We start from the raw sequence: 18,412 nt of genomic DNA, 5'->3' as shown, positions 1-18,412 counted from the left end.
ACTAAGCGGTTTGCAGGACCCAAGAGCGACTCTCTGATGAGTGAGGATTAAGAATCATGGCTTACAGCGAAAAGGTCATCGACCACTACGAGAACCCGCGTAACGTCGGCAAGATGAACGCGGAAGATCCGGATGTCGGCACCGGCATGGTCGGTGCTCCTGCCTGTGGCGACGTGATGCGCCTGCAGATCAAGGTCAACGAGCAGGGCATCATTGAAGACGCCAAGTTCAAGACCTACGGCTGTGGCTCGGCCATTGCCTCCAGCTCCCTGGCCACCGAGTGGATGAAGGGCAAGACCCTGGATGAAGCCGAGACCATCAAGAACACCCAGCTGGCCGAAGAACTGGCCTTGCCGCCAGTGAAGATCCACTGCTCGGTGCTCGCCGAAGACGCTATCAAGGCGGCTGTCCGCGACTACAAGCAGAAGAAAGGCCTGATCTGACCGATCGGCTTTCACAGATTTGGCGACAAGTAAGGAGTCACGATGGCTATCAGCATGACAGAAGCGGCTGCTCAACACGTGCGACGCTCCCTCAATGGGCGCGGCAAGGGTGATGGGATTCGCCTGGGTGTTCGCACCACAGGCTGTTCCGGCCTTGCCTATGTGCTGGAGTTCGTCGATGAGATCGGCGAGGACGATCAGGTGTTCGAAAGTCACGGCGAGAAAGTGATCATCGACCCGAAAAGCCTGACCTATCTGGATGGCACCGAGCTTGACTTCGTCAAGGAGGGGTTGAACGAGGGTTTCAAGTTCAACAATCCCAACGTGCGCGGTGAATGTGGCTGCGGCGAAAGCTTCAACATCTGAGGCGGCTCGTGGGTACTCCTTGTCATTTCGCTTTATTCGAGTTGCAGCCTGGTTTCCGCCTGGATCTCGAACAGTTGGCCGCGCGTTATCGAGAGTTGGCGCGCGGAGTTCATCCTGACCGTTTTGCCGATGCTCCCGAGCGTGAGCAACGGCTGGCGCTGGAGCGCTCGGCGAGCCTCAATGAGGCTTACCAGACCCTCAAGAGCCCTCCCAAGCGTGCTCGCTATCTCCTTGCCCTCAAGGGTGGCGAGCTGCCGTTGGAAGTCACGGTGCACGACCCTGAGTTCCTGTTGCAGCAGATGCAATGGCGCGAGGAGCTCGAGGACCTGCAGGACAGTGCTGACCTGGCAGGGGTGGCGGCCTTCAAGCGGCGCCTGAAGGTCGCCCAGGATGAACTGAACGAAGGCTTCGCAGCTTGTTGGGATGATGCAGCGCAACGCGAACAGGCCGAGCGCCTGATGCGGCGCATGCAGTTCCTCGACAAGCTCACCTACGAAGTGCGCCAGTTAGAAGAGCGCCTCGACGATTAACCTAGTGCCGCTCCGGTCGCACGCCTGATATACAGATAAGTCCAGATAGACATGGCCCTACTGCAGATCGCTGAACCCGGCCAAAGTCCTCAACCGCACCAGCGTCGCCTGGCTGTGGGGATCGACTTGGGTACTACCAATTCGCTGGTCGCTGCCTTGCGCAGCGGTCTTTCCGAGCCGCTGGCCGATGCGCAGGGGCAGGTGATCCTGCCGTCTGCCGTGCGTTATCACGCCGACAGCGTTGAGGTGGGCGAGTCCGCCCGCCTGGCTGCCCCCTCCGATCCGCTCAATACCGTGCTCTCGGTCAAGCGCCTGATGGGTCGAGGCCTGTCCGACGTCAAGCAATTGGGTGAGCAGCTCCCCTATCGCTTCGTCGATGGCGAATCGCACATGCCGTTCATCGAAACGGTCCAGGGCCCCAAGAGCCCTGTCGAGGTTTCTGCCGAGGTGCTGAAGGTTCTGCGTCAGCGCGCCGAGGCAACCTTGGGTGGAGAGCTGGTGGGGGCGGTGATCACCGTGCCTGCCTATTTCGACGATGCTCAGCGCCAAGCCACCAAGGATGCAGCCAAGCTGGCGGGCTTGAACGTGCTGCGCCTGCTCAATGAGCCGACTGCCGCAGCCGTAGCCTATGGGCTGGACCAGCATGCCGAAGGCGTGGTGGCGATTTACGACCTGGGTGGTGGCACGTTCGATATTTCCATCCTGCGCCTGACGGGCGGTGTCTTCGAAGTGCTGGCCACCGGCGGTGATACCGCACTGGGTGGCGATGACTTCGATCACGCTATCGCGGGCTGGATCATTCAAGGGGCAGGGTTGTCTGCCGACCTTGATCCGGGGGTCCAGCGTAACCTGCTGCAAACCGCTCGTACTGCCAAGGAAGCCCTGACCGCAGCGGCCTCTGTGGAGGTCCGGTACGGTGACTGGTGTTCTGTGCTGACCCGTGAAGCCTTCGATGGGCTGATCGAGCCCATGGTCGCTCGCAGTCTCAAGGCGTGTCGTCGTGCTGTTCGTGACTCCGGTGTCGAACTCGATGAGGTTCAGGCCGTGGTCATGGTGGGCGGCTCGACTCGCGTGCCGCGGGTGCGCGAGGCCGTTGCCGAGATGTTCGGTCGCCAGCCGTTGACCGAAATCGACCCTGACCAGGTCGTGGCCATTGGGGCGGCCATTCAGGCCGACACCCTGGCTGGCAACAAGCGTGATGGTGGCGAACTGCTGCTTCTGGACGTGATTCCGTTGTCCCTGGGTCTGGAAACCATGGGCGGGCTGATGGAAAAGGTGATTCCGCGCAATACCACCATTCCCGTTGCCCGTGCCCAGGATTTCACGACCTACAAGGATGGCCAGACGGCCATGATGATCCATGTGCTGCAGGGCGAGCGCGAGCTGATCAGCGACTGCCGCTCCCTGGCGCGTTTCGAATTGCGTGGTATCCCACCGATGGTGGCCGGTGCCGCGAAGATCCGTGTGACCTTCCAGGTTGACGCCGATGGCCTGCTCAGTGTGTCTGCCCGTGAGCTGGGCTCGGGCGTGGAGGCCAGCATCCAGGTCAAGCCTTCCTATGGCCTGACCGACGGCGAGATCGCCAGGATGCTCAAGGACTCCTTCCAGTATGCCGGCGACGACAAGGTGGCCCGCGTGCTGCGTGAGCAGCAGGTCGATGCTCAGCGCCTGATCGAGGCGGTGCAGGGTGCCCTGGAGGCTGATGGCGATCGCCTGCTGGATGCCGAGGAGCGCATGGTCATTGAGCTGCAAATGCAGGAACTGAACGAATTGATGCTCGGTACCGATGGTTATGCCATCGAGCAACAGACCAAGCGCCTGTCGCAAGTGACCGACGCCTTTGCGGCCCGCCGCCTGGATTCGACGGTGAAAGCTGCCCTGGCGGGGCGCAACCTGAATGAGATTGAGGAATAACTGATGCCGCAGATCATTTTTCTGCCACATGCCGTGTTCTGCCCGGAAGGCTTGGTCGTCGACGTCGAGCCAGGGGTTTCGCTGCTTGAGGTTGCCCATGACAACCACATCGAGATCGAGAGTGCCTGTGGCGGCGTCTGTGCCTGCACTACTTGCCATTGCATCGTGCGCGAAGGGTTCGACTCGCTGAACGAAGCCGATGAGCTGGAAGAGGATCTGCTGGACAAGGCCTGGGGCCTGGAAGCCCAGTCGCGCCTGTCGTGCCAGGCTATCGTTGGCGATGAAGACCTGACCGTTGAAATTCCCAAGTACTCGCTCAACCACGCGGCCGAAGCGCCGCACTGATTCAAGGAGCCATCATGAGTCTGAAGTGGGTTGATGTACTGGAAATCGCGATCCAGCTGGCTGATTCGAAGCCGGATGTGGACCCGCGTTATGTGAACTTTGTCGATCTGCACAAGTGGGTTCTGGCATTGCCGGAGTTCAGTGACGATCCAGCTCGCGGAGGCGAGAAGGTTCTTGAAGCAATTCAGGCTGCCTGGATCGACGAAACTGACTGAATCCGCGGGCTACGCAGTTAGGCAATCCCTTTAAACCCGCGTATAATTCGCGGGTTTAATTTTTCGCTTTAATCACCGTTTCTGGAGTTACACCATGGCTGTTCAACGTACTTTCTCCATCATCAAGCCTGACGCTGTTGCAAAAAACGTTATCGGCAAGATCGTTTCCCGTTTTGAAGAAGCCGGCCTGCGCGTTGTAGCTTCGAAAATGAAGCAACTGTCCAAGGCCGAAGCCGAAGGTTTCTACGCTGAGCACAGCGAGCGTGGCTTCTTCGGCGAACTGGTTGCCTTCATGACTTCCGGTCCGGTTGTCGTTCAGGTTCTGGAAGGTGAAAACGCTATCGTTCGCAACCGCGAGCTGATGGGCGCTACCAACCCTAAAGAAGCTGCTGCCGGTACCATCCGTGCTGATTTCGCTGAGTCCATCGACGCCAACGCCGTTCACGGTTCGGACTCCGAAGCTGCCGCTGCTCGCGAAATCGCTTACTTCTTCGCAGCTACCGAGGTGACCACTCGCTAAGCCATTGGGCCAGTGAGTGAAAGGTGAAACCATGAATACATCGATCGGCAAAACTAACCTGTTGGGGCTGACTCAACCGGAAATGGAGAAATTCTTCGACTCAATCGGGGAGAAGCGTTTCCGTGCCGGTCAGGTAATGAAATGGATTCACCACTTTGGCGTCGATGATTTCGAGGCCATGACGAATGTCGGCAAGGCCTTGCGCGAGAAGCTCAAGGCCGTTGCCGAGATTCGCGGTCCGGAAGTGGTCAGCGAGGACATCTCCAGCGACGGTACCCGTAAATGGGTGGTGCGCGTGGCGTCCGGCAGCTGTGTCGAGACCGTTTACATTCCCCAGGGCAAGCGCGGTACCTTGTGCGTTTCGTCCCAGGCAGGCTGTGCCCTGGATTGCAGTTTCTGCTCCACCGGCAAGCAAGGCTTCAATAGCAACCTCACTGCCGCCGAAGTCATCGGCCAGGTGTGGATTGCCAACAAATCCTTTGGCAGTGTTCCCGCGACCATCGACCGTGCCATCACCAATGTGGTGATGATGGGCATGGGCGAACCGCTGCTGAACTTCGACAACGTCATCTCGGCCATGCACCTGATGATGGACGACCTGGGCTACGGCATCTCCAAGCGCCGTGTGACCCTGTCGACCTCCGGCGTGGTACCGATGATCGATGAGCTGGCCAAGCACATCGATGTCTCCCTGGCGTTGTCCCTGCACGCTCCCAACGATGCGCTGCGCAACCAGTTGGTACCGATCAACAAGAAGTATCCGTTGAAGATGCTGCTCGAGTCGTGCCAGCGCTACATGTCGGCCCTGGGCGAAAAGCGCGTGCTGACCATTGAGTACACCCTGCTCAAGGACGTCAACGACAAGCCGGAACATGCGGCGCAGATGATCGAGTTGCTCAAGGATATTCCTTGCAAGATCAACCTGATCCCGTTCAACCCGTTCCCGCATTCCGGTTACGAACGTCCGAGCAACAACGCCATCCGACGCTTCCAGGACCAGCTGCACCACGCTGGCTTCAATGTCACTGTGCGCACCACCCGCGGCGAAGACATCGATGCCGCCTGTGGCCAGTTGGTAGGCCAGGTGCTGGATCGCACCCGTCGTAGTGAACGCTATATCGCCGTGCGCGAGCTGAGTGCCGACGCCGATATGCCGCAAAGCGCCGCGGCCCGTACCTGAGAGAGGATCTCCATGGCCTTGCGCTTAGCGCTGCTCCTGCTTGTTGCCAGCTTGTGCGCTGGCTGTGTCCTGTCGGGCGATACCAGCCCGATGGGTACCAGCAAGGGACGTGATGAGGCGCGCCAGGCTTATGTTCAGCTCGGCCTTGGGTATCTGCAACAAGGTATGGGCGAACGGGCCAAGGTTCCCTTGAAGAAGGCCCTGGAGCTCAGCCCTGCCGATGCCGATGCCAACGCGGCCCTGGCGTTGGTGTTCCAAGCCGAAATGGAGCCTGCGCTGGCCGATGCGCAATTTCGCAAGGCTCTGGAGGCAAGTCCGAAAAATGCCCGGATCCTCAATAACTACGGCAGCTTCCTGTTCGAAGAAAAACGTTATGAAGAGGCCTATCAGCGCTTCGAGCAAGCGGCGGCCGATACCCTGTACCCAGAGCGCTCCCGGGTTTTCGAGAATCTTGGGGTAGCCGCTTCGAAGCTGGGGCAGCGTGGACTGGCCCGGTTGCAGTTGTCGAAAGCCCTGCGTTTGAACCAGCAACAACCTCGCGCATTACTGGAAATGGCTGAGTTGTCTTACGAAGACAGGCATTATGTGCCCGCGCGTGATTATTACGATCGTTTTAGCCTGCTTGGCGAGCAAAATGCACGTAGTCTATTGCTCGGCACCCGGCTGGCTGTGGTGTTCGACGATCACGACAAGGCCTCCAGTTACGGTCTGCAACTAAAACGACTTTATCCCGGTACGCCGGAATATCAGCAATACCTGTCGGAGCAATGATGAAAGTGGCGCAACCCGAAGTTCAAGCAACGACTCGCGTCAATCCCGGTGAAACCTTGCGCCAGGCCCGTGAAAGCAATGGCTGGTCGCTGGCTGAGGTGGCCCACAAGCTCAATCTCACCGTGAGCTCCCTGAGCAACCTGGAAGCCGGAGCCTTCGACAAGCTCCCGGGCCACACCTTTGCCCGTGGATACATTCGTGCCTATGCCAAGTTGCTGGGCATGGACCAGGCGGTCCTGGTCCAGGCCTTCGATCAATATACCGGCACCGACTCCCAGGGTAGCGCCGTCCACGCCCTGGGCCGTATCGAAGAACCCGTACGGGTCTCCCATACCATCCTGCGGATTGTCAGCCTGCTGTTGTTGGTGGCCGTGGTCGGTGGCGGTTTCGTCTGGTGGCAGGACCAGACTGCCCAGCGTGGCAAGGAACAGGTTGCCCTGAATCCGGAGCATGTCGAAGTGGAGGGCGCCGACGGCAAGACCCAGATCCACCCTCTGGACGAGCCGGAAGACCAGGCCGTTGCCGAAGCCAAGAGCGAAGCCGACGCCAATGCCGCGCAATATGCCAATCCGCCCGCTGAGGCTCCAGCCAGCCCAGCAGCTCCAGTGGCGCCCGCTCCCGGTGCGCCTGTAGCTCCTACCCATGTTGCACCGGCACAAACCGTTGCACCGGTGGCGACCGTGCCAGCGACGCCGCTTCCGGCCCCGGCGGCTCCTGCCCCGACCACTCCTGTTGCGCCAGTCGCCGCGACCAATGCTCCGGTTCCCACTACCGCGGCTGTCGGTTCGGCCCAGGTGCAGATCCAGTTCAGCGCCGACTGCTGGACCCAGGTTAGCGACGGCAATGGCAAGATCCTGCTCAGTGCGCTCAAGCGCAAGGGTGAAGTCGTCGATGTCAGCGGCAAGCCGCCTTTCGCTGTCCGCCTGGGTTATGCCCGCGGTGCTCAAATCAGCTACAACGGTCAGGCGGTGGATATCGCCCCGTTCATCACTGGCGAGACTGCTCGCCTGAAGTTAGGTCAATAAGTCATGCACGGCGAATCTCCAATCAAACGTCGCGAGTCCCGCAAGATCTGGGTTGGCTCGGTACCGGTAGGGGGCGATGCCCCGATCGCGGTGCAGAGCATGACCAACAGCGACACCAACGACGTGGCCGCAACCGTGGCCCAGATCAACCGCCTGGAAGCCGCCGGTGTCGATATCGTGCGGGTTTCGGTCCCGGATATGGATGCCGCCGAGGCGTTCGGCCGGATCAAGCAACTGGTCAAGGTCCCACTGGTGGCCGATATTCACTTCGACTATCGGATCGCCCTGCGCGTGGCTGAGCTGGGCGTCGATTGCCTGCGTATCAACCCCGGCAACATCGGTCGAGAGGATCGAGTGCGGGCGGTGGTCGATGCGGCTCGCGACCGCGGTATCCCGATTCGTATCGGGGTCAATGCCGGTTCGCTGGAAAAGGACCTGCAAAAGAAATATGGCGAACCGACCCCCGCCGCACTGGTCGAGTCGGCACTGCGTCATGTCGAGCATCTGGAACGGCTGAATTTCCAGGACTTCAAGGTCAGTGTGAAAGCTTCCGACGTGTTCATGGCCGTCGAAGCCTACCGCTTGCTGGCCAAGGAAATCGTCCAGCCCCTGCACCTGGGCATCACCGAAGCCGGTGGATTGCGTTCAGGCACGGTGAAATCCGCCGTCGGCCTCGGTATGCTGCTGGCCGAAGGGATTGGCGATACCATTCGCATCTCGTTGGCGGCCGATCCGGTCGAGGAAGTGAAGGTCGGCTACGACATCCTCAAGTCCCTGCACCTGCGTTCCCGTGGCATCAACTTCATCGCCTGCCCGAGCTGCTCGCGGCAGAATTTCGATGTGGTCAAGACCATGAACGAACTTGAAGGGCGCCTCGAGGACTTGCTGGTACCCATGGATGTCGCGGTGATCGGTTGTGTGGTCAACGGCCCGGGCGAAGCCAAGGAAGCCCATGTGGGGCTGACCGGTGGTACGCCGAACCTGATTTACATCGATGGCAAGCCATCGCAGAAACTGACCAATGACAACCTGGTGGATGAGCTCGAAAAGCTCATCCGGCAGAAGGCGGCCGAGAAGGTCGAAGCCGACGCAGCGCTGATCGCTCGTGGCTAACCGAACGTATTAAGGATTTTTTGTGAGCAAGTCTCTGCAAGCCATTCGTGGCATGAATGACATCCTGCCCGAGCAGACGCCCCTGTGGCGCTACTTCGAGGGTACCGTGGCGCGGTTGCTGGATAACTACGGTTACAAGCAGATCCGCATGCCTATCGTCGAATTCACCGAGCTGTTCAAGCGCTCCATCGGTGAAGTGACCGATATCGTCGAAAAAGAAATGTACACCTTCGAGGACCGCAACGGCGATTCGCTGACCCTGCGCCCGGAAGGCACCGCGGCCTGCGTGCGTGCGGCCCTGGAGCATGGCCTGACCGGCGCTGGCCAGGTGCAGAAACTCTGGTACATCGGCCCGATGTTCCGTCACGAGCGCCCACAAAAAGGTCGTTATCGCCAGTTCCACCAGATCGGCCTGGAAGTGTTCAACCTGGACGGTCCGGATATCGACGCCGAACTGATTGTGTTGACCTGGCGCCTGTGGGGCGAGCTGGGTATCCGTGATGCGGTGAAGCTCGAACTCAACAGCCTGGGTACCTCCGAGGCCCGTGCACGCTATCGCGATGCGCTGGTGGAGTTCCTTTCGGCTCGCCACGACCAGTTGGACGAAGACAGCCAGCGTCGCCTGAAGACCAACCCGCTGCGGGTCCTGGATACCAAGGACCCGGGCACCCAGGCGGTGCTGGTGGATGCGCCGAAGCTGGCCGACTACCTGGATGAAGAGTCTCGGGTGCACTTCGAAGGTCTCAAGGCCCGCCTGGAAGCCGCTGGCATCCCCTACGTGATCAATCCGAAGCTGGTACGTGGCCTGGACTACTACAGCAAGACCGTCTTCGAATGGGTGACCGACAAACTCGGTGCCCAGGGCACTGTTTGCGCAGGCGGCCGCTACGACGGCCTGGTCGAGCAGATGGGTGGCAAGCCGACCCCGGGCGTGGGTTTCGCCATGGGTATCGAGCGCCTGGTGCTGATGCTGGAGACCCTGGAGCGGGTACCGGAAGAAATTGCTCGCCAGGTGGATGTCTACCTTTGCGCCTTTGGCGAGGCAGCCGAATTGGCAGGCCTGGCCCTGAGCGAGCGGGTACGCGATCAACTGCCGAACCTGCGCCTGCAGGTCAACGCCGGCGGTGGCAGCTTCAAGAGCCAGTTCAAGAAGGCCGACAAGAGCGGTGCGTTGTATGCGCTGATCCTCGGTGACGACGAAATGGCCCAGCAAGTGGTAGGTTTCAAGCCCCTGCGTGGCCAGGGCGAACAACAAAGCATTGCCTGGGATGCACTCGCTGCGCACCTGGCCACCTGCGTCGTGCAGGGTTGAAGCTGTCAAACAGCCGATTTAGCGAATAAGGAGTATTGGGGTGTCGAGTACCGAAGATGAACAGCTGGCGGAATTGAAGGACTGGTGGCAGCGTAACGGCAAACCCCTGGTGACCGGTGGCCTGCTGGCTCTGGTCATCGTGTTCGGCTGGCAGGCCTGGCATAAATACCAAGGCAACCAGTCCCAGGGGGCTTCGGTGCTCTACCAGCAATTGCTGGAAACCACCCTGACACCTGATGGCAAGCCTGACGCAGCCCGTGTTACCGACTTGGCCGGCAAGCTCAACAGCGAGTTCGGCGGTACCGCCTACGCGCAGTACGGCAGCCTGTTCGTGGCCAAGGTCGCAGTGGATACCGGCAAGCTGGACGATGCGGTTGCCCAGCTCAAGGCCGTGGCGGACAAGCCGGCGAACGCGACCCTGGGCGAAGTGGCTCGTCAACGTCTGGCCCAGGTGCTGGCGGCGCAGAACAAGGTTGATGAGGCGCTGAAACTGCTCGACGGTGACACCGACAAGGCTTTCCTGGCCACCCGTGAAGAACTCAAGGGCGATTTGCTGGTCCAGTTGGGCCGCGTCGATGAAGCCCATGCTGCATACCAAAAAGCCAAGGCGGCGCTGTCGGATGAAGCGGCTGTCGGTGGCCTACAAATCAAGCTCGACGACCTGGCCAAAGGGGATGCGTGACGTGATCCGGTGGAAACATGCAGCATTGCTGGCCCTGGCCTTGTTGGCTGTGGGTTGCAGCAGCAACAGCAAGAAAGAACTGCCACCTGCGGAGCTGGTCAGCTTCAAGGAAGAGGTCGTCCTGCAGAAGCAGTGGAGCCGTTCCATTGGTGACGGCCAGGGCGATACCTACAACATGCTGGTTCCGGCCATTGATGGCAGCACTATCTACGCCTCCGATGTCACTGGCGTAGTGGTCGCCATGGATCGCATGAACGGCGACGTCAAATGGAAGAAGGACCTCGAGCTGCCTGTGTCCGGCGCTGTGGGCGTGGGTTATGGCCTGGTCATGATCGGCACCCTGAAAGGCGAAGTGGTGGCCCTGGATACTTCCAGCGGTGAAGAGAAATGGCGTGCCCGCGTCACCAGCGAGGTGCTGGCGCCGCCAGCCACCAATGGTGACGTGGTGGTAGTCCAGACCCAGGATGACCGGGTGATTGGCCTGGATGCCAGTACTGGCCACCAGCTCTGGCTCTATGACAGCACTCCAGCGGTACTGACCTTGCGGGGTACCAGTGCACCATTGGCTACCAATCGCCTGGCGCTTGCCGGCCTCTCCACCGGCAAGGTAGTGGCGCTGGACATCCGCAACGGCGTGCCGGTCTGGGAGCAGCGCGTAGCGATCCCCCAAGGCCGTTCCGAACTGGACCGGGTAGTGGATATCGACGGTGGCCTGCTGTTGTCTGGCGGTACCTTGTATGTCGCCAGCTACCAGGGGCGTGTCGTGGCCCTGGACCTGGAGAGCGGTCGCCCGCTCTGGCAGCGTGACGCTTCCAGCTATGCAGGTGTTGCCCAGGGTTTCGGTAGCGTCTACGTCAGCCTGTCCTCGGGCACCGTGGAAGGTATCGACGAGCGCTCGACCACTGCCCTGTGGAGCAATGATTCCCTGGCCCGTCGTCAATTGTCGGCCCCGGAAGTCTTCTCCAGCTACGTGGCTGTGGGTGACCTGGAAGGTTACCTGCACCTGCTGAGCCAGGTCGATGGTCGTTTCGTCGGTCGTGAGCGTATCGACAGCGATGGCCTGCGGGCCCGGCCGCTGGTGGTGGGCGACATGATCTACGTGTATGGCAACAGCGGCAAACTGGAAGCCCTGACCATCAAGTAATGGTTTGACTATGCTTGGGGTTGATTCCCCAAGCGGCCTTGTCTGGACAAGGTTCGCAGCACTTCAAGGTGCTGCCCCGAGCACCAGCCGCTGCCTCGCAGCGGCTTTTGTATTTTCGCAATTAACGCAGTGGAGAGCCGCATGGTTCCCGTAATCGCCCTGGTGGGCCGACCCAACGTCGGCAAGTCCACCTTGTTCAACCGCCTGACTCGGACTCGTGACGCCATCGTTGGCGATTTGTCCGGTCTGACCCGTGATCGCCAATACGGTGAGGCCAAGTGGCAAGGGCGTACCTATATTCTCATCGACACCGGTGGTATCTCCGGTGACGAACATGGCATGGATGAAAAGATGGCCGAGCAGTCGCTGCTGGCCATTGAAGAAGCCGACGTAGTCTTGTTCCTGGTGGACGCCAAGGCCGGGTTTACCGCAGCCGACCAGATGATCGGCGAACACCTGCGCAAACGTAACAAGACCTCCTACGTGATTGCCAACAAGGTCGACAACATCGACCCGGACATGGCTCGCGCCGAATTCGCGCCACTGGGCATGGGCGACGCGATCCCGATCGCCGGTGCCCATGGCCGCGGTATCAGCCAGATGTTGGAAATCACCCTGCGTGAATTCCCCAAGGATGACGCCGACGAGCCCGAAGAGGGTGAGGAAGAGGTCGTTGCCGAGGGCGAGGAAGCCAAGCGTATTCCTGGTCCGAGCGAGAAGGACGGGATCAAGATCGCCATTATCGGTCGTCCCAACGTCGGCAAGTCGACCCTGGTTAACCGCATGCTCGGCGAGGATCGGGTGATCGTCTACGACCAGCCCGGTACTACCCGCGACAGTATCTACATCCCGTTCGAGCGTAACGAAGAGAAGTACACGCTGATCGACACCGCCGGTGTGCGCAAGCGCGGCAAGATCCACGAGGAAGTCGAGAAGTTCTCGGTGGTCAAGACGCTGCAGGCGATCAAGGACGCCAACGTCGTGATCTTCGTCATGGACGCCCGCGAAGGCGTGGTGGACCACGACCTGAACCTGCTGGGCTTTGCCCTGGAAGCGGGGCGTGCGCTGGTGATTGCCCTGAACAAGTGGGACGGCATGCAACCCAGCGAGCGCGATTATGTGAAGACCGAGCTGGAACGCCGGCTGTTCTTCGTCGACTTCGCCGACATCCACTTCATCTCGGCATTGCATGGCACGGGTGTGGGCAACCTCTACCAGTCGGTGCAGAACTCCTTCAAGTCGGCGGTGACCCGTTGGCCGACCAGCCGCCTGACCCAGATCCTGGAAGACGCCGTGAGCGAGCACGCTCCACCGATGGTCAACAGCCGTCGGATCAAGTTGCGTTATGCCCACCTGGGTGGTGCCAACCCACCGTTGATCGTGATCCACGGCAACCAGGTGGAGAAGGTGCCCAAGTCCTATGTGCGCTACCTGGAGAACACCTACCGTCGCGTGCTGAAGCTGGTGGGCACGCCGATTCGTATCGAGTTCAAAGGCAGTGATAACCCGTACGAAGGCAACAAGAACACGCTTACCGACCGCCAGGTCAACAAGAAGCGACGCTTGATGTCGCACCACAAGAAGGCCGATAAGAAGCGCCGGGACAAGCGTTGAGACCGTGCTTCGAGTTGCAAGCTACAAGCTGCCAGTAAAAAGCTGCAAGGGCTTGCAGCTTATGGCTTGCAGCTTGTAGCTGCGATTAAAAAGGGTCCTTGAGGGACCCTTTTTTAATCGCCGTCCTTTGGGCTATCCTCGGGACCTCCCGCGCCTTCGTAGAGCCGGGTGTTCAGCAGGGAACCCTCATGATCACCAGCAAGCTGCCGAATGTCGGCACCACCATCTTTACGCAAATGTCCCAGCTCGCGGTCGAGACCGGAGCGCTCAACCTGTCCCAGGGTTTCCCTGATTTCGACGGTCCGCAAGCGTTGCGCGATGCGCTTGCCCGACACGTCGCCAATGGCCATAACCAGTACGCTCCGATGACCGGCCTACCACTCCTGCGCCAGCAGGTAGCGGCGAAAATCGCTCGGGCTTATGGCGTCAAGGTCGATCCCGATTCTGAAGTGACCATCACCCCAGGGGCGACCCAGGCGATCTTCTGTGCAATCCAGGCAGTGATCCGCCAGGGTGATGAGGTCATCGTCTTCGATCCCAGCTATGACAGCTACGAGCCCTCTGTGGAGCTGGCAGGCGGCCGCTGTGTGCATGTGCCATTGCAACTGGGAGACTTCGCCATCGACTGGCAGAAGTTCGAGGCGGCCCTGAGTCCCCGCACGCGGATGATCATCATCAATAGCCCGCACAACCCCAGTGGGGCTCTGATCAGTCGTGCCGAGCTGGACCGGTTGGCCGAGTTGATTCGTGAACGTGATATCTACCTGGTCAGTGACGAGGTCTACGAGCACCTGGTGTTCGATGCCGTGGCTCATGCCAGTGTGTTGGCTCATGAGGAGTTGTACCAGCGGGCCTTCGTGGTCAGCTCCTTTGGCAAGACCTATCATGTAACTGGCTGGAAGACCGGTTACGTTGTGGCGCCACCGGCCTTGAGTACCGAGCTGCGCAAGGTGCATCAATATGTCAGCTTCTGTGGCGTGACACCTTTGCAGTACGCTCTTGCCGACTTCATGGCCGAGCACCCGGAACATGTCGAGGAGTTGCCTGGTTTCTACCAGGCCAAGCGTGACTTGTTCTGCGACTTGCTGAGTTCTTCTCGTTTTTCCTTCACCCGGGTGGCCGGCACTTATTTTCAACTGGTGGACTATTCACAGATTCGTCCGGACCTGAGCGATGTCGACATGGCGGTCTGGATGACTCGTGAGCATGGCGTCGCGGCCATCCCGGTGTCGGTGTTCTATCAGCAGCCGCCACAGGGGCAGCGTCTGGTACGCCTGTGTTTTGCCAAGCGCGAGGAGACGCTGCGTCAGGCAGCAGAGAAACTATGCGTGATCTGAGTACGTTACCCGACCTCAACCTGGCCCTGGTCCAGACCACTCTGGCCTGGCACGATCGCCAGGCCAACCTGGAGCATTTCGAGCAACTGCTGGAGCAGGCTCGCGGTGCCGACCTGATCATCCTTCCTGAAATGTTCACCACCGGCTTCTCCATGGATTCGGCGACCCTCGCGGAAGCGGAAAACGGGCCTACCAGCAAGTGGCTGCGCTGCCAGGCGAAAAAACTCGATGCGGTGATCACCGGTAGCGTGATCATCCAGGCCGCGGACGGCAGCCACCGCAACCGCCTGTTGTGGGCGCGTCCCGATGGTGAAGTCTGGCACTACGACAAGCGCCACCTGTTTCGCATGGCCGGTGAACATGACCATTTCACTCCCGGTGAGCGCCAGGTGCAGTTCGAACTCAAGGGATGGCGCATTCGTCCGTTGATCTGCTACGACCTGCGTTTCCCGGTCTGGAGCCGTGACGCCCAGGACACCGACCTGTTGTTGTATACCGCCAACTGGCCGGGTGCGCGGCGTTTGCACTGGAATCGCTTGTTGCCAGCCCGGGCCATTGAAAACCTGTGTTATGTCGCGGCTGTGAATCGAGTGGGTACCGATGGCAAAGGCTTCGCCTATACCGGCGACAGCCAGGTGCTGGACTTCCAGGGCGAGACCCTGCTTAGCGCCGGAGAGGCCGACGGCGTGTTCCAGGTCTGCCTGAGTACTACGGAATTGGCGGCCTACCGTGCCCGTTTCCCGGCTAACCTCGACGCCGATAGCTTCAGGTTTACCTAGTGGCCGGTGCCGAGAAGGGGTAGGCCTGCGAGGAACAAAAGGCTCAGCAGGTGATGGAGATCCAGGCGCAGACCGCCGTGACCAGCAGCACGCTGCAGGTCCTGCAGGCGGCTCTGCTGCAGGCCATGCTCAGTGTCGACGTGCATGCCTGAGCCGAGCGGCAGCCGTGAATGAATCCTGCCGGCTAAACAAAACGGCCCCGGAGAGGAGACTCTCCGGGGCCGTTTTACCAAGAGTGGCTTTTAAGCTGCCTTGGCCTGTTGCTCGCTCAACGAGCGGTTCAGGGCGCTGAACAAGGCCTTGAAGCTGGCGGTGGTGATGTTCTCGTCAATGCCCACGCCATGCACTGCCCGCTCGCCATTGACTCGCAGCTCGATATAAGCGGCGGCCTTGGCGTTGGTGCCTGCGCCAATGGCGTGTTCGTTGTAGTCCATGATCTCCACTGCAACCGGCAAGCCGGCCACCAGGGCTTCCAGGGCACCGTTGCCCTTGCCGCGCCAGTGCAGGTTGTTTTCGCCATGGCCCTTGCCCGAAACCTCAACTTCTACCGAGCTGTGGCCGTTTTCTTCCTGCAGGCGATGGCTGACCAGCGCGTAAGGCGTATTGGCCTGCAAGTACTCGCTGTGCAGCAACGCATGGATCTGCTGGGCCGTCATCTCCAGGCCAAGGCGGTCGGTTTCCCGCTGGACGACCTGGCTGAACTCGATCTGCATGCGGCGCGGCAAGCTGATGCCGTATTCCTGCTCCAGCAGGTAGGCGATACCGCCCTTGCCCGACTGGCTGTTGACACGGATCACCGCTTCATAGCTGCGGCCGATATCGGCCGGGTCGATCGGCAAGTACGGTACTTCCCACACACCATCGGATTTTTGCTGGGCAAAACCTTTGCGGATCGCATCCTGGTGGGAGCCGGAGAATGCGGTGTGGACCAAGTCGCCAACATAGGGGTGACGTGGGTGCACGGGAATCTGGTTGCACTCTTCCACTACCTTGCGCACGCCGTCGATGTCGGAGAAGTCCAACTCGGGGTTCACGCCCTGGGTGTAAAGGTTGAGCGCTACGGTGACCAGGTCGACGTTGCCGGTGCGTTCGCCGTTACCGAACAGGCAGCCCTCGACACGGTCGGCGCCGGCCATCAGGCCCAACTCGGTGGCGGCCACGCCGGTGCCACGGTCGTTATGGGTATGCAGGCTGATGATCACGCTGTCACGGCGGTTGATATGGCGGCAGAACCACTCGATCTGGTCGGCGTAGATATTCGGCGTTGCCACCTCGACAGTGGCTGGCAGGTTGAGGATCACCTTGTTGGTGGGGGTCGCGTTCCAGACTTCGACCACGGCGTCGCAGACTTCCTTGGCGAACTCCAGTTCAGTGGCGCTGAAGGTTTCCGGGGAGTATTCGAACTGCCATTGGGTTTCCGGTTGCTGGGCGGCGTATTTGACGAAAAGCTTGGCCGCATTCACCGCGATTTCCTTCACCCCGGCCTTGTCCTGGTTGAAGACAATGCGGCGGAACGATGGGCTGGTGGCGTTGTACAGGTGGACGATGGCCTTCTTCGCGCCGCGCAAGGATTCGAAGGTACGGGCGATCAGGTCTTCACGGGCCTGGGTCAGCACCTGGATGGTGGTGTCGTCGGGAATATGCTTGTCTTCGATCAGAGTCCGCACGAAGTCGAAGTCGGTTTGCGAAGCGGCAGGGAACGAAGCTTCGATTTCCTTCACACCGACAGCCACCAGGGTCTTCCAGAAACGCAGTTTCTTGACCGCATCCATCGGTTCGATCAGCGACTGGTTGCCATCACGCAGGTCGGAACTGCACCAGATCGGCGCGCTGGTGATGGTCTTCGACGGCCAGGTGCGGTCCGGCAAATTGATGGTCGGGAACGCGCGGTACTTGGAAGACGGGTCTTTGAGCATGGTCATGGCGAAATCCTTATGTTCCGGGCCGAAGAGAGGCGGCCTGCCGGTGAGTCAAGAATGCAAATGTTGACGCAGGGGGATGAGGCACCGCGGTTCAGCCTGGCAGTCGTGCGCTGACGAGGCAGAGGCTCCGGTGTTGACGACGCTGAATGAGGGTGTGAGAGGTTTTCATGTGCTCAACCCTAACCACTGGGTTCGGAGATGGCAAGCAATGGGGAAAAATTGAGAGGAATACTCGTAATTTGGTTATTTGCGAGATTTTATTCTTTAGAACGTGCTTTGTCTTTTCAGGTATTGCGCAGCCATGGCTGGCTGCGCAATCTGTCGGTTTGGGTGTTTTGCCGGGGCGGCTGCTGGAAACCGCTGTGGGGGAGGGCGTTTCAGGGTTGGAACGCACCGATGAAGATCGCCGGATCGACCCGGGCGTCGTTCAGGCTGATGTTCCAATGCATGTGCGGTCCGGTGGCTCGGCCAGTGGAGCCGACCTTGCCCACGACTGCCCCGCGAGCCAGGGATTGGCCGACCTTCACATCGATCTTCGACATATGACAGAACATGCTGATGAAACCCTGGCCATGGTCGACGAACACGGTATTGCCATTGAAGAAGTAATTACCGGTGAGGATTACCTTGCCTGCGGCCGGCGTCTTGATTGGTGTACCAGCTCCAACGGCGAAGTCCAGGCCCGAGTGCGGGTTGCGTTCTTCGCCGTTGAAGAAGCGACGTACGCCAAACTTGCTCGACAGCGGCCCGTTCACCGGCTTGTCCAGCAGCAGGTTGCTTGGGGTATTGGGGCTAAAGCTGCGATAGGCGCGCAGTTGTTCGGCCAGCTCGGCGTCGATGCGCTTCAGGTCCGCGGGGTTGGGATTCACCTGGCGCTGGTTCTTCAGGGTGATGTGCTGCTCCGGGTACTTCTTGCTGCCGACCACGAAGCTCAGGCTACGGCCGGCGCTGGTGATCTGCTGGTTGCCAGGCTTGGCCGTCAGCGCAATACCGACGATCGCCAACCAGTTGGCCTGTTCCTTCACCACCAGCACCGGCTTGCCCTGGTAGCTGGCCTTGGGCGCCTGGGTGGCTTGGCCCAGGTCGATCACTGCCACGCCGCCGGGCACGGGTTTGTTCAACAGGCGGGTGATATAGCTGTCGGCGTGGGCGTTGAAAGCCAGGCACAGCAACAGTAGGGAGCAAATAAAGCGCGGCATG

At 60.2% G+C, this 18,412-nt stretch carries 19 protein-coding genes; 17 read left to right on the top strand and 2 right to left on the bottom strand.

What is annotated here, in order from left to right; genetic code table 11:
* Positions 1–56 precede the first annotated feature (56 nt).
* The 17 genes from iscU (at position 57) to ATY02_RS29490 (ending at position 15,290) form a co-directional block, all read left to right on the top strand.
* Positions 57–443 (top strand): Fe-S cluster assembly scaffold IscU, encoded by a 387-nt coding sequence (gene iscU / locus ATY02_RS29570; protein ID WP_007929523.1) that lies wholly within the window; start codon positions 57–59, stop codon positions 441–443.
* A gap of 42 nt (positions 444–485) precedes the next feature.
* Positions 486–809, top strand: coding sequence for an iron-sulfur cluster assembly protein IscA (gene iscA, locus ATY02_RS29565; protein WP_007929524.1), 324 nt, complete (start codon positions 486–488; stop codon positions 807–809).
* Between the two features lie 8 nt (positions 810–817).
* Positions 818–1,339, top strand: a complete 522-nt coding sequence (hscB, locus tag ATY02_RS29560; protein WP_068584722.1) for a co-chaperone HscB — start codon at positions 818–820, stop codon at positions 1,337–1,339.
* Positions 1,340–1,390: 51 nt separating this feature from the next.
* Positions 1,391–3,253, top strand: a complete 1,863-nt coding sequence (hscA, locus tag ATY02_RS29555) for a Fe-S protein assembly chaperone HscA (RefSeq protein ID WP_068584725.1) — start codon at positions 1,391–1,393, stop codon at positions 3,251–3,253.
* 3 nt (positions 3,254–3,256) lie between these two features.
* Positions 3,257–3,598, top strand: a complete 342-nt coding sequence (fdx, locus tag ATY02_RS29550) for an ISC system 2Fe-2S type ferredoxin (RefSeq protein WP_068584733.1) — start codon at positions 3,257–3,259, stop codon at positions 3,596–3,598.
* 14 nt (positions 3,599–3,612) lie between these two features.
* The gene (iscX, locus tag ATY02_RS29545) at positions 3,613–3,813 is read left to right on the top strand and encodes a Fe-S cluster assembly protein IscX (protein WP_022640701.1); all 201 of its coding nucleotides are present in this window, start codon (positions 3,613–3,615) and stop codon (positions 3,811–3,813) included.
* 94 nt (positions 3,814–3,907) lie between these two features.
* Positions 3,908–4,333 carry a nucleoside-diphosphate kinase gene (gene ndk, locus ATY02_RS29540; RefSeq protein WP_068584736.1) on the top strand — a complete coding sequence of 142 codons (426 nt, stop codon included), beginning with the start codon at positions 3,908–3,910 and terminating at the stop codon, positions 4,331–4,333.
* Positions 4,334–4,364: 31 nt separating this feature from the next.
* Positions 4,365–5,513 (top strand): 23S rRNA (adenine(2503)-C(2))-methyltransferase RlmN, encoded by a 1,149-nt coding sequence (gene rlmN / locus ATY02_RS29535; RefSeq protein WP_068584739.1) that lies wholly within the window; start codon positions 4,365–4,367, stop codon positions 5,511–5,513.
* A 12-nt stretch (positions 5,514–5,525) separates the two neighbouring features.
* Positions 5,526–6,284, top strand: a complete 759-nt coding sequence (gene pilW, locus ATY02_RS29530) for a type IV pilus biogenesis/stability protein PilW (RefSeq protein WP_068584742.1) — start codon at positions 5,526–5,528, stop codon at positions 6,282–6,284.
* Positions 6,284–7,309, top strand: coding sequence for a RodZ domain-containing protein (locus ATY02_RS29525; RefSeq protein WP_068584753.1), 1,026 nt, complete (start codon positions 6,284–6,286; stop codon positions 7,307–7,309). The genes pilW and ATY02_RS29525 overlap by 1 nt, the downstream gene beginning before the upstream one ends.
* A gap of 3 nt (positions 7,310–7,312) precedes the next feature.
* A complete protein-coding gene (ispG, locus tag ATY02_RS29520; RefSeq protein WP_068584755.1) occupies positions 7,313–8,422 on the top strand; it encodes a flavodoxin-dependent (E)-4-hydroxy-3-methylbut-2-enyl-diphosphate synthase in 1,110 nt (369 codons plus the stop codon).
* 22 nt (positions 8,423–8,444) lie between these two features.
* Positions 8,445–9,734, top strand: coding sequence for a histidine--tRNA ligase (gene hisS / locus ATY02_RS29515; RefSeq protein ID WP_068584757.1), 1,290 nt, complete (start codon positions 8,445–8,447; stop codon positions 9,732–9,734).
* 40 nt (positions 9,735–9,774) lie between these two features.
* A complete protein-coding gene (locus ATY02_RS29510) occupies positions 9,775–10,416 on the top strand; it encodes a tetratricopeptide repeat protein (RefSeq protein WP_068584760.1) in 642 nt (213 codons plus the stop codon).
* Positions 10,409–11,560, top strand: coding sequence for an outer membrane protein assembly factor BamB (gene bamB, locus ATY02_RS29505; protein WP_068584762.1), 1,152 nt, complete (start codon positions 10,409–10,411; stop codon positions 11,558–11,560). Before ATY02_RS29510 ends, bamB begins: the two co-directional genes overlap by 8 nt.
* A 141-nt stretch (positions 11,561–11,701) precedes the next feature.
* Positions 11,702–13,174, top strand: coding sequence for a ribosome biogenesis GTPase Der (gene der / locus ATY02_RS29500; protein ID WP_068584764.1), 1,473 nt, complete (start codon positions 11,702–11,704; stop codon positions 13,172–13,174).
* Positions 13,175–13,362: 188 nt separating this feature from the next.
* Positions 13,363–14,511 (top strand): pyridoxal phosphate-dependent aminotransferase, encoded by a 1,149-nt coding sequence (locus ATY02_RS29495; RefSeq protein ID WP_068585383.1) that lies wholly within the window; start codon positions 13,363–13,365, stop codon positions 14,509–14,511.
* Positions 14,499–15,290, top strand: a complete 792-nt coding sequence (locus ATY02_RS29490) for an amidohydrolase (RefSeq protein WP_068584766.1) — start codon at positions 14,499–14,501, stop codon at positions 15,288–15,290. The genes ATY02_RS29495 and ATY02_RS29490 overlap by 13 nt, the downstream gene beginning before the upstream one ends.
* 242 nt (positions 15,291–15,532) lie before the next feature.
* On the opposite strand, the gene leuA is transcribed toward ATY02_RS29490, so the two are convergent.
* Together leuA and ATY02_RS29480 are read right to left on the bottom strand one after the other, a co-directional pair.
* Entirely contained in the window at positions 15,533–17,212 is a 1,680-nt protein-coding gene (gene leuA / locus ATY02_RS29485) for a 2-isopropylmalate synthase (RefSeq protein WP_068584767.1), read from the bottom strand.
* 377 nt (positions 17,213–17,589) lie between these two features.
* Positions 17,590–18,411 carry a M23 family metallopeptidase gene (locus tag ATY02_RS29480; RefSeq protein WP_068584769.1) on the bottom strand — a complete coding sequence of 274 codons (822 nt, stop codon included), beginning with the start codon at positions 18,409–18,411 and terminating at the stop codon, positions 17,590–17,592.
* Position 18,412: the final 1 nt, after the last annotated feature.

It is taken from the genome of Pseudomonas sp. BIOMIG1BAC (assembly GCF_001705995.2).
In the GTDB taxonomy this organism is placed as follows: domain Bacteria; phylum Pseudomonadota; class Gammaproteobacteria; order Pseudomonadales; family Pseudomonadaceae; genus Aquipseudomonas; species Aquipseudomonas sessilinigenes.
The sequence above is the reverse complement of the archived record's forward strand: the minus strand, read 5'-3'. Positions and strand labels throughout refer to the sequence as shown.

Excerpts from the sequence above, each read along its gene's own strand:
- iscU (WP_007929523.1), top strand. The coding sequence starts at position 57 with ATGGCTTACAGCGAAAAGGTCATCGACCACTACGAGAACCCGCGTAAC.
- iscA (WP_007929524.1), top strand. The coding sequence starts at position 486 with ATGGCTATCAGCATGACAGAAGCGGCTGCTCAACACGTGCGACGCTCC.
- hscA (WP_068584725.1), top strand. The coding sequence starts at position 1,391 with ATGGCCCTACTGCAGATCGCTGAACCCGGCCAAAGTCCTCAACCGCAC.
- fdx (WP_068584733.1), top strand. The coding sequence starts at position 3,257 with ATGCCGCAGATCATTTTTCTGCCACATGCCGTGTTCTGCCCGGAAGGC.
- iscX (WP_022640701.1), top strand. The coding sequence starts at position 3,613 with ATGAGTCTGAAGTGGGTTGATGTACTGGAAATCGCGATCCAGCTGGCT.
- ndk (WP_068584736.1), top strand. The coding sequence starts at position 3,908 with ATGGCTGTTCAACGTACTTTCTCCATCATCAAGCCTGACGCTGTTGCA.
- rlmN (WP_068584739.1), top strand. The coding sequence starts at position 4,365 with ATGAATACATCGATCGGCAAAACTAACCTGTTGGGGCTGACTCAACCG.
- pilW (WP_068584742.1), top strand. The coding sequence starts at position 5,526 with ATGGCCTTGCGCTTAGCGCTGCTCCTGCTTGTTGCCAGCTTGTGCGCT.
- ATY02_RS29525 (WP_068584753.1), top strand. The coding sequence starts at position 6,284 with ATGAAAGTGGCGCAACCCGAAGTTCAAGCAACGACTCGCGTCAATCCC.
- ispG (WP_068584755.1), top strand. The coding sequence starts at position 7,313 with ATGCACGGCGAATCTCCAATCAAACGTCGCGAGTCCCGCAAGATCTGG.
- bamB (WP_068584762.1), top strand. The coding sequence starts at position 10,409 with ATGCGTGACGTGATCCGGTGGAAACATGCAGCATTGCTGGCCCTGGCC.
- der (WP_068584764.1), top strand. The coding sequence starts at position 11,702 with ATGGTTCCCGTAATCGCCCTGGTGGGCCGACCCAACGTCGGCAAGTCC.
- ATY02_RS29495 (WP_068585383.1), top strand. The coding sequence starts at position 13,363 with ATGATCACCAGCAAGCTGCCGAATGTCGGCACCACCATCTTTACGCAA.
- ATY02_RS29490 (WP_068584766.1), top strand. The coding sequence starts at position 14,499 with ATGCGTGATCTGAGTACGTTACCCGACCTCAACCTGGCCCTGGTCCAG.
- leuA (WP_068584767.1), bottom strand. The coding sequence starts at position 17,212 with ATGACCATGCTCAAAGACCCGTCTTCCAAGTACCGCGCGTTCCCGACC.
- ATY02_RS29480 (WP_068584769.1), bottom strand. The coding sequence starts at position 18,411 with ATGCCGCGCTTTATTTGCTCCCTACTGTTGCTGTGCCTGGCTTTCAAC.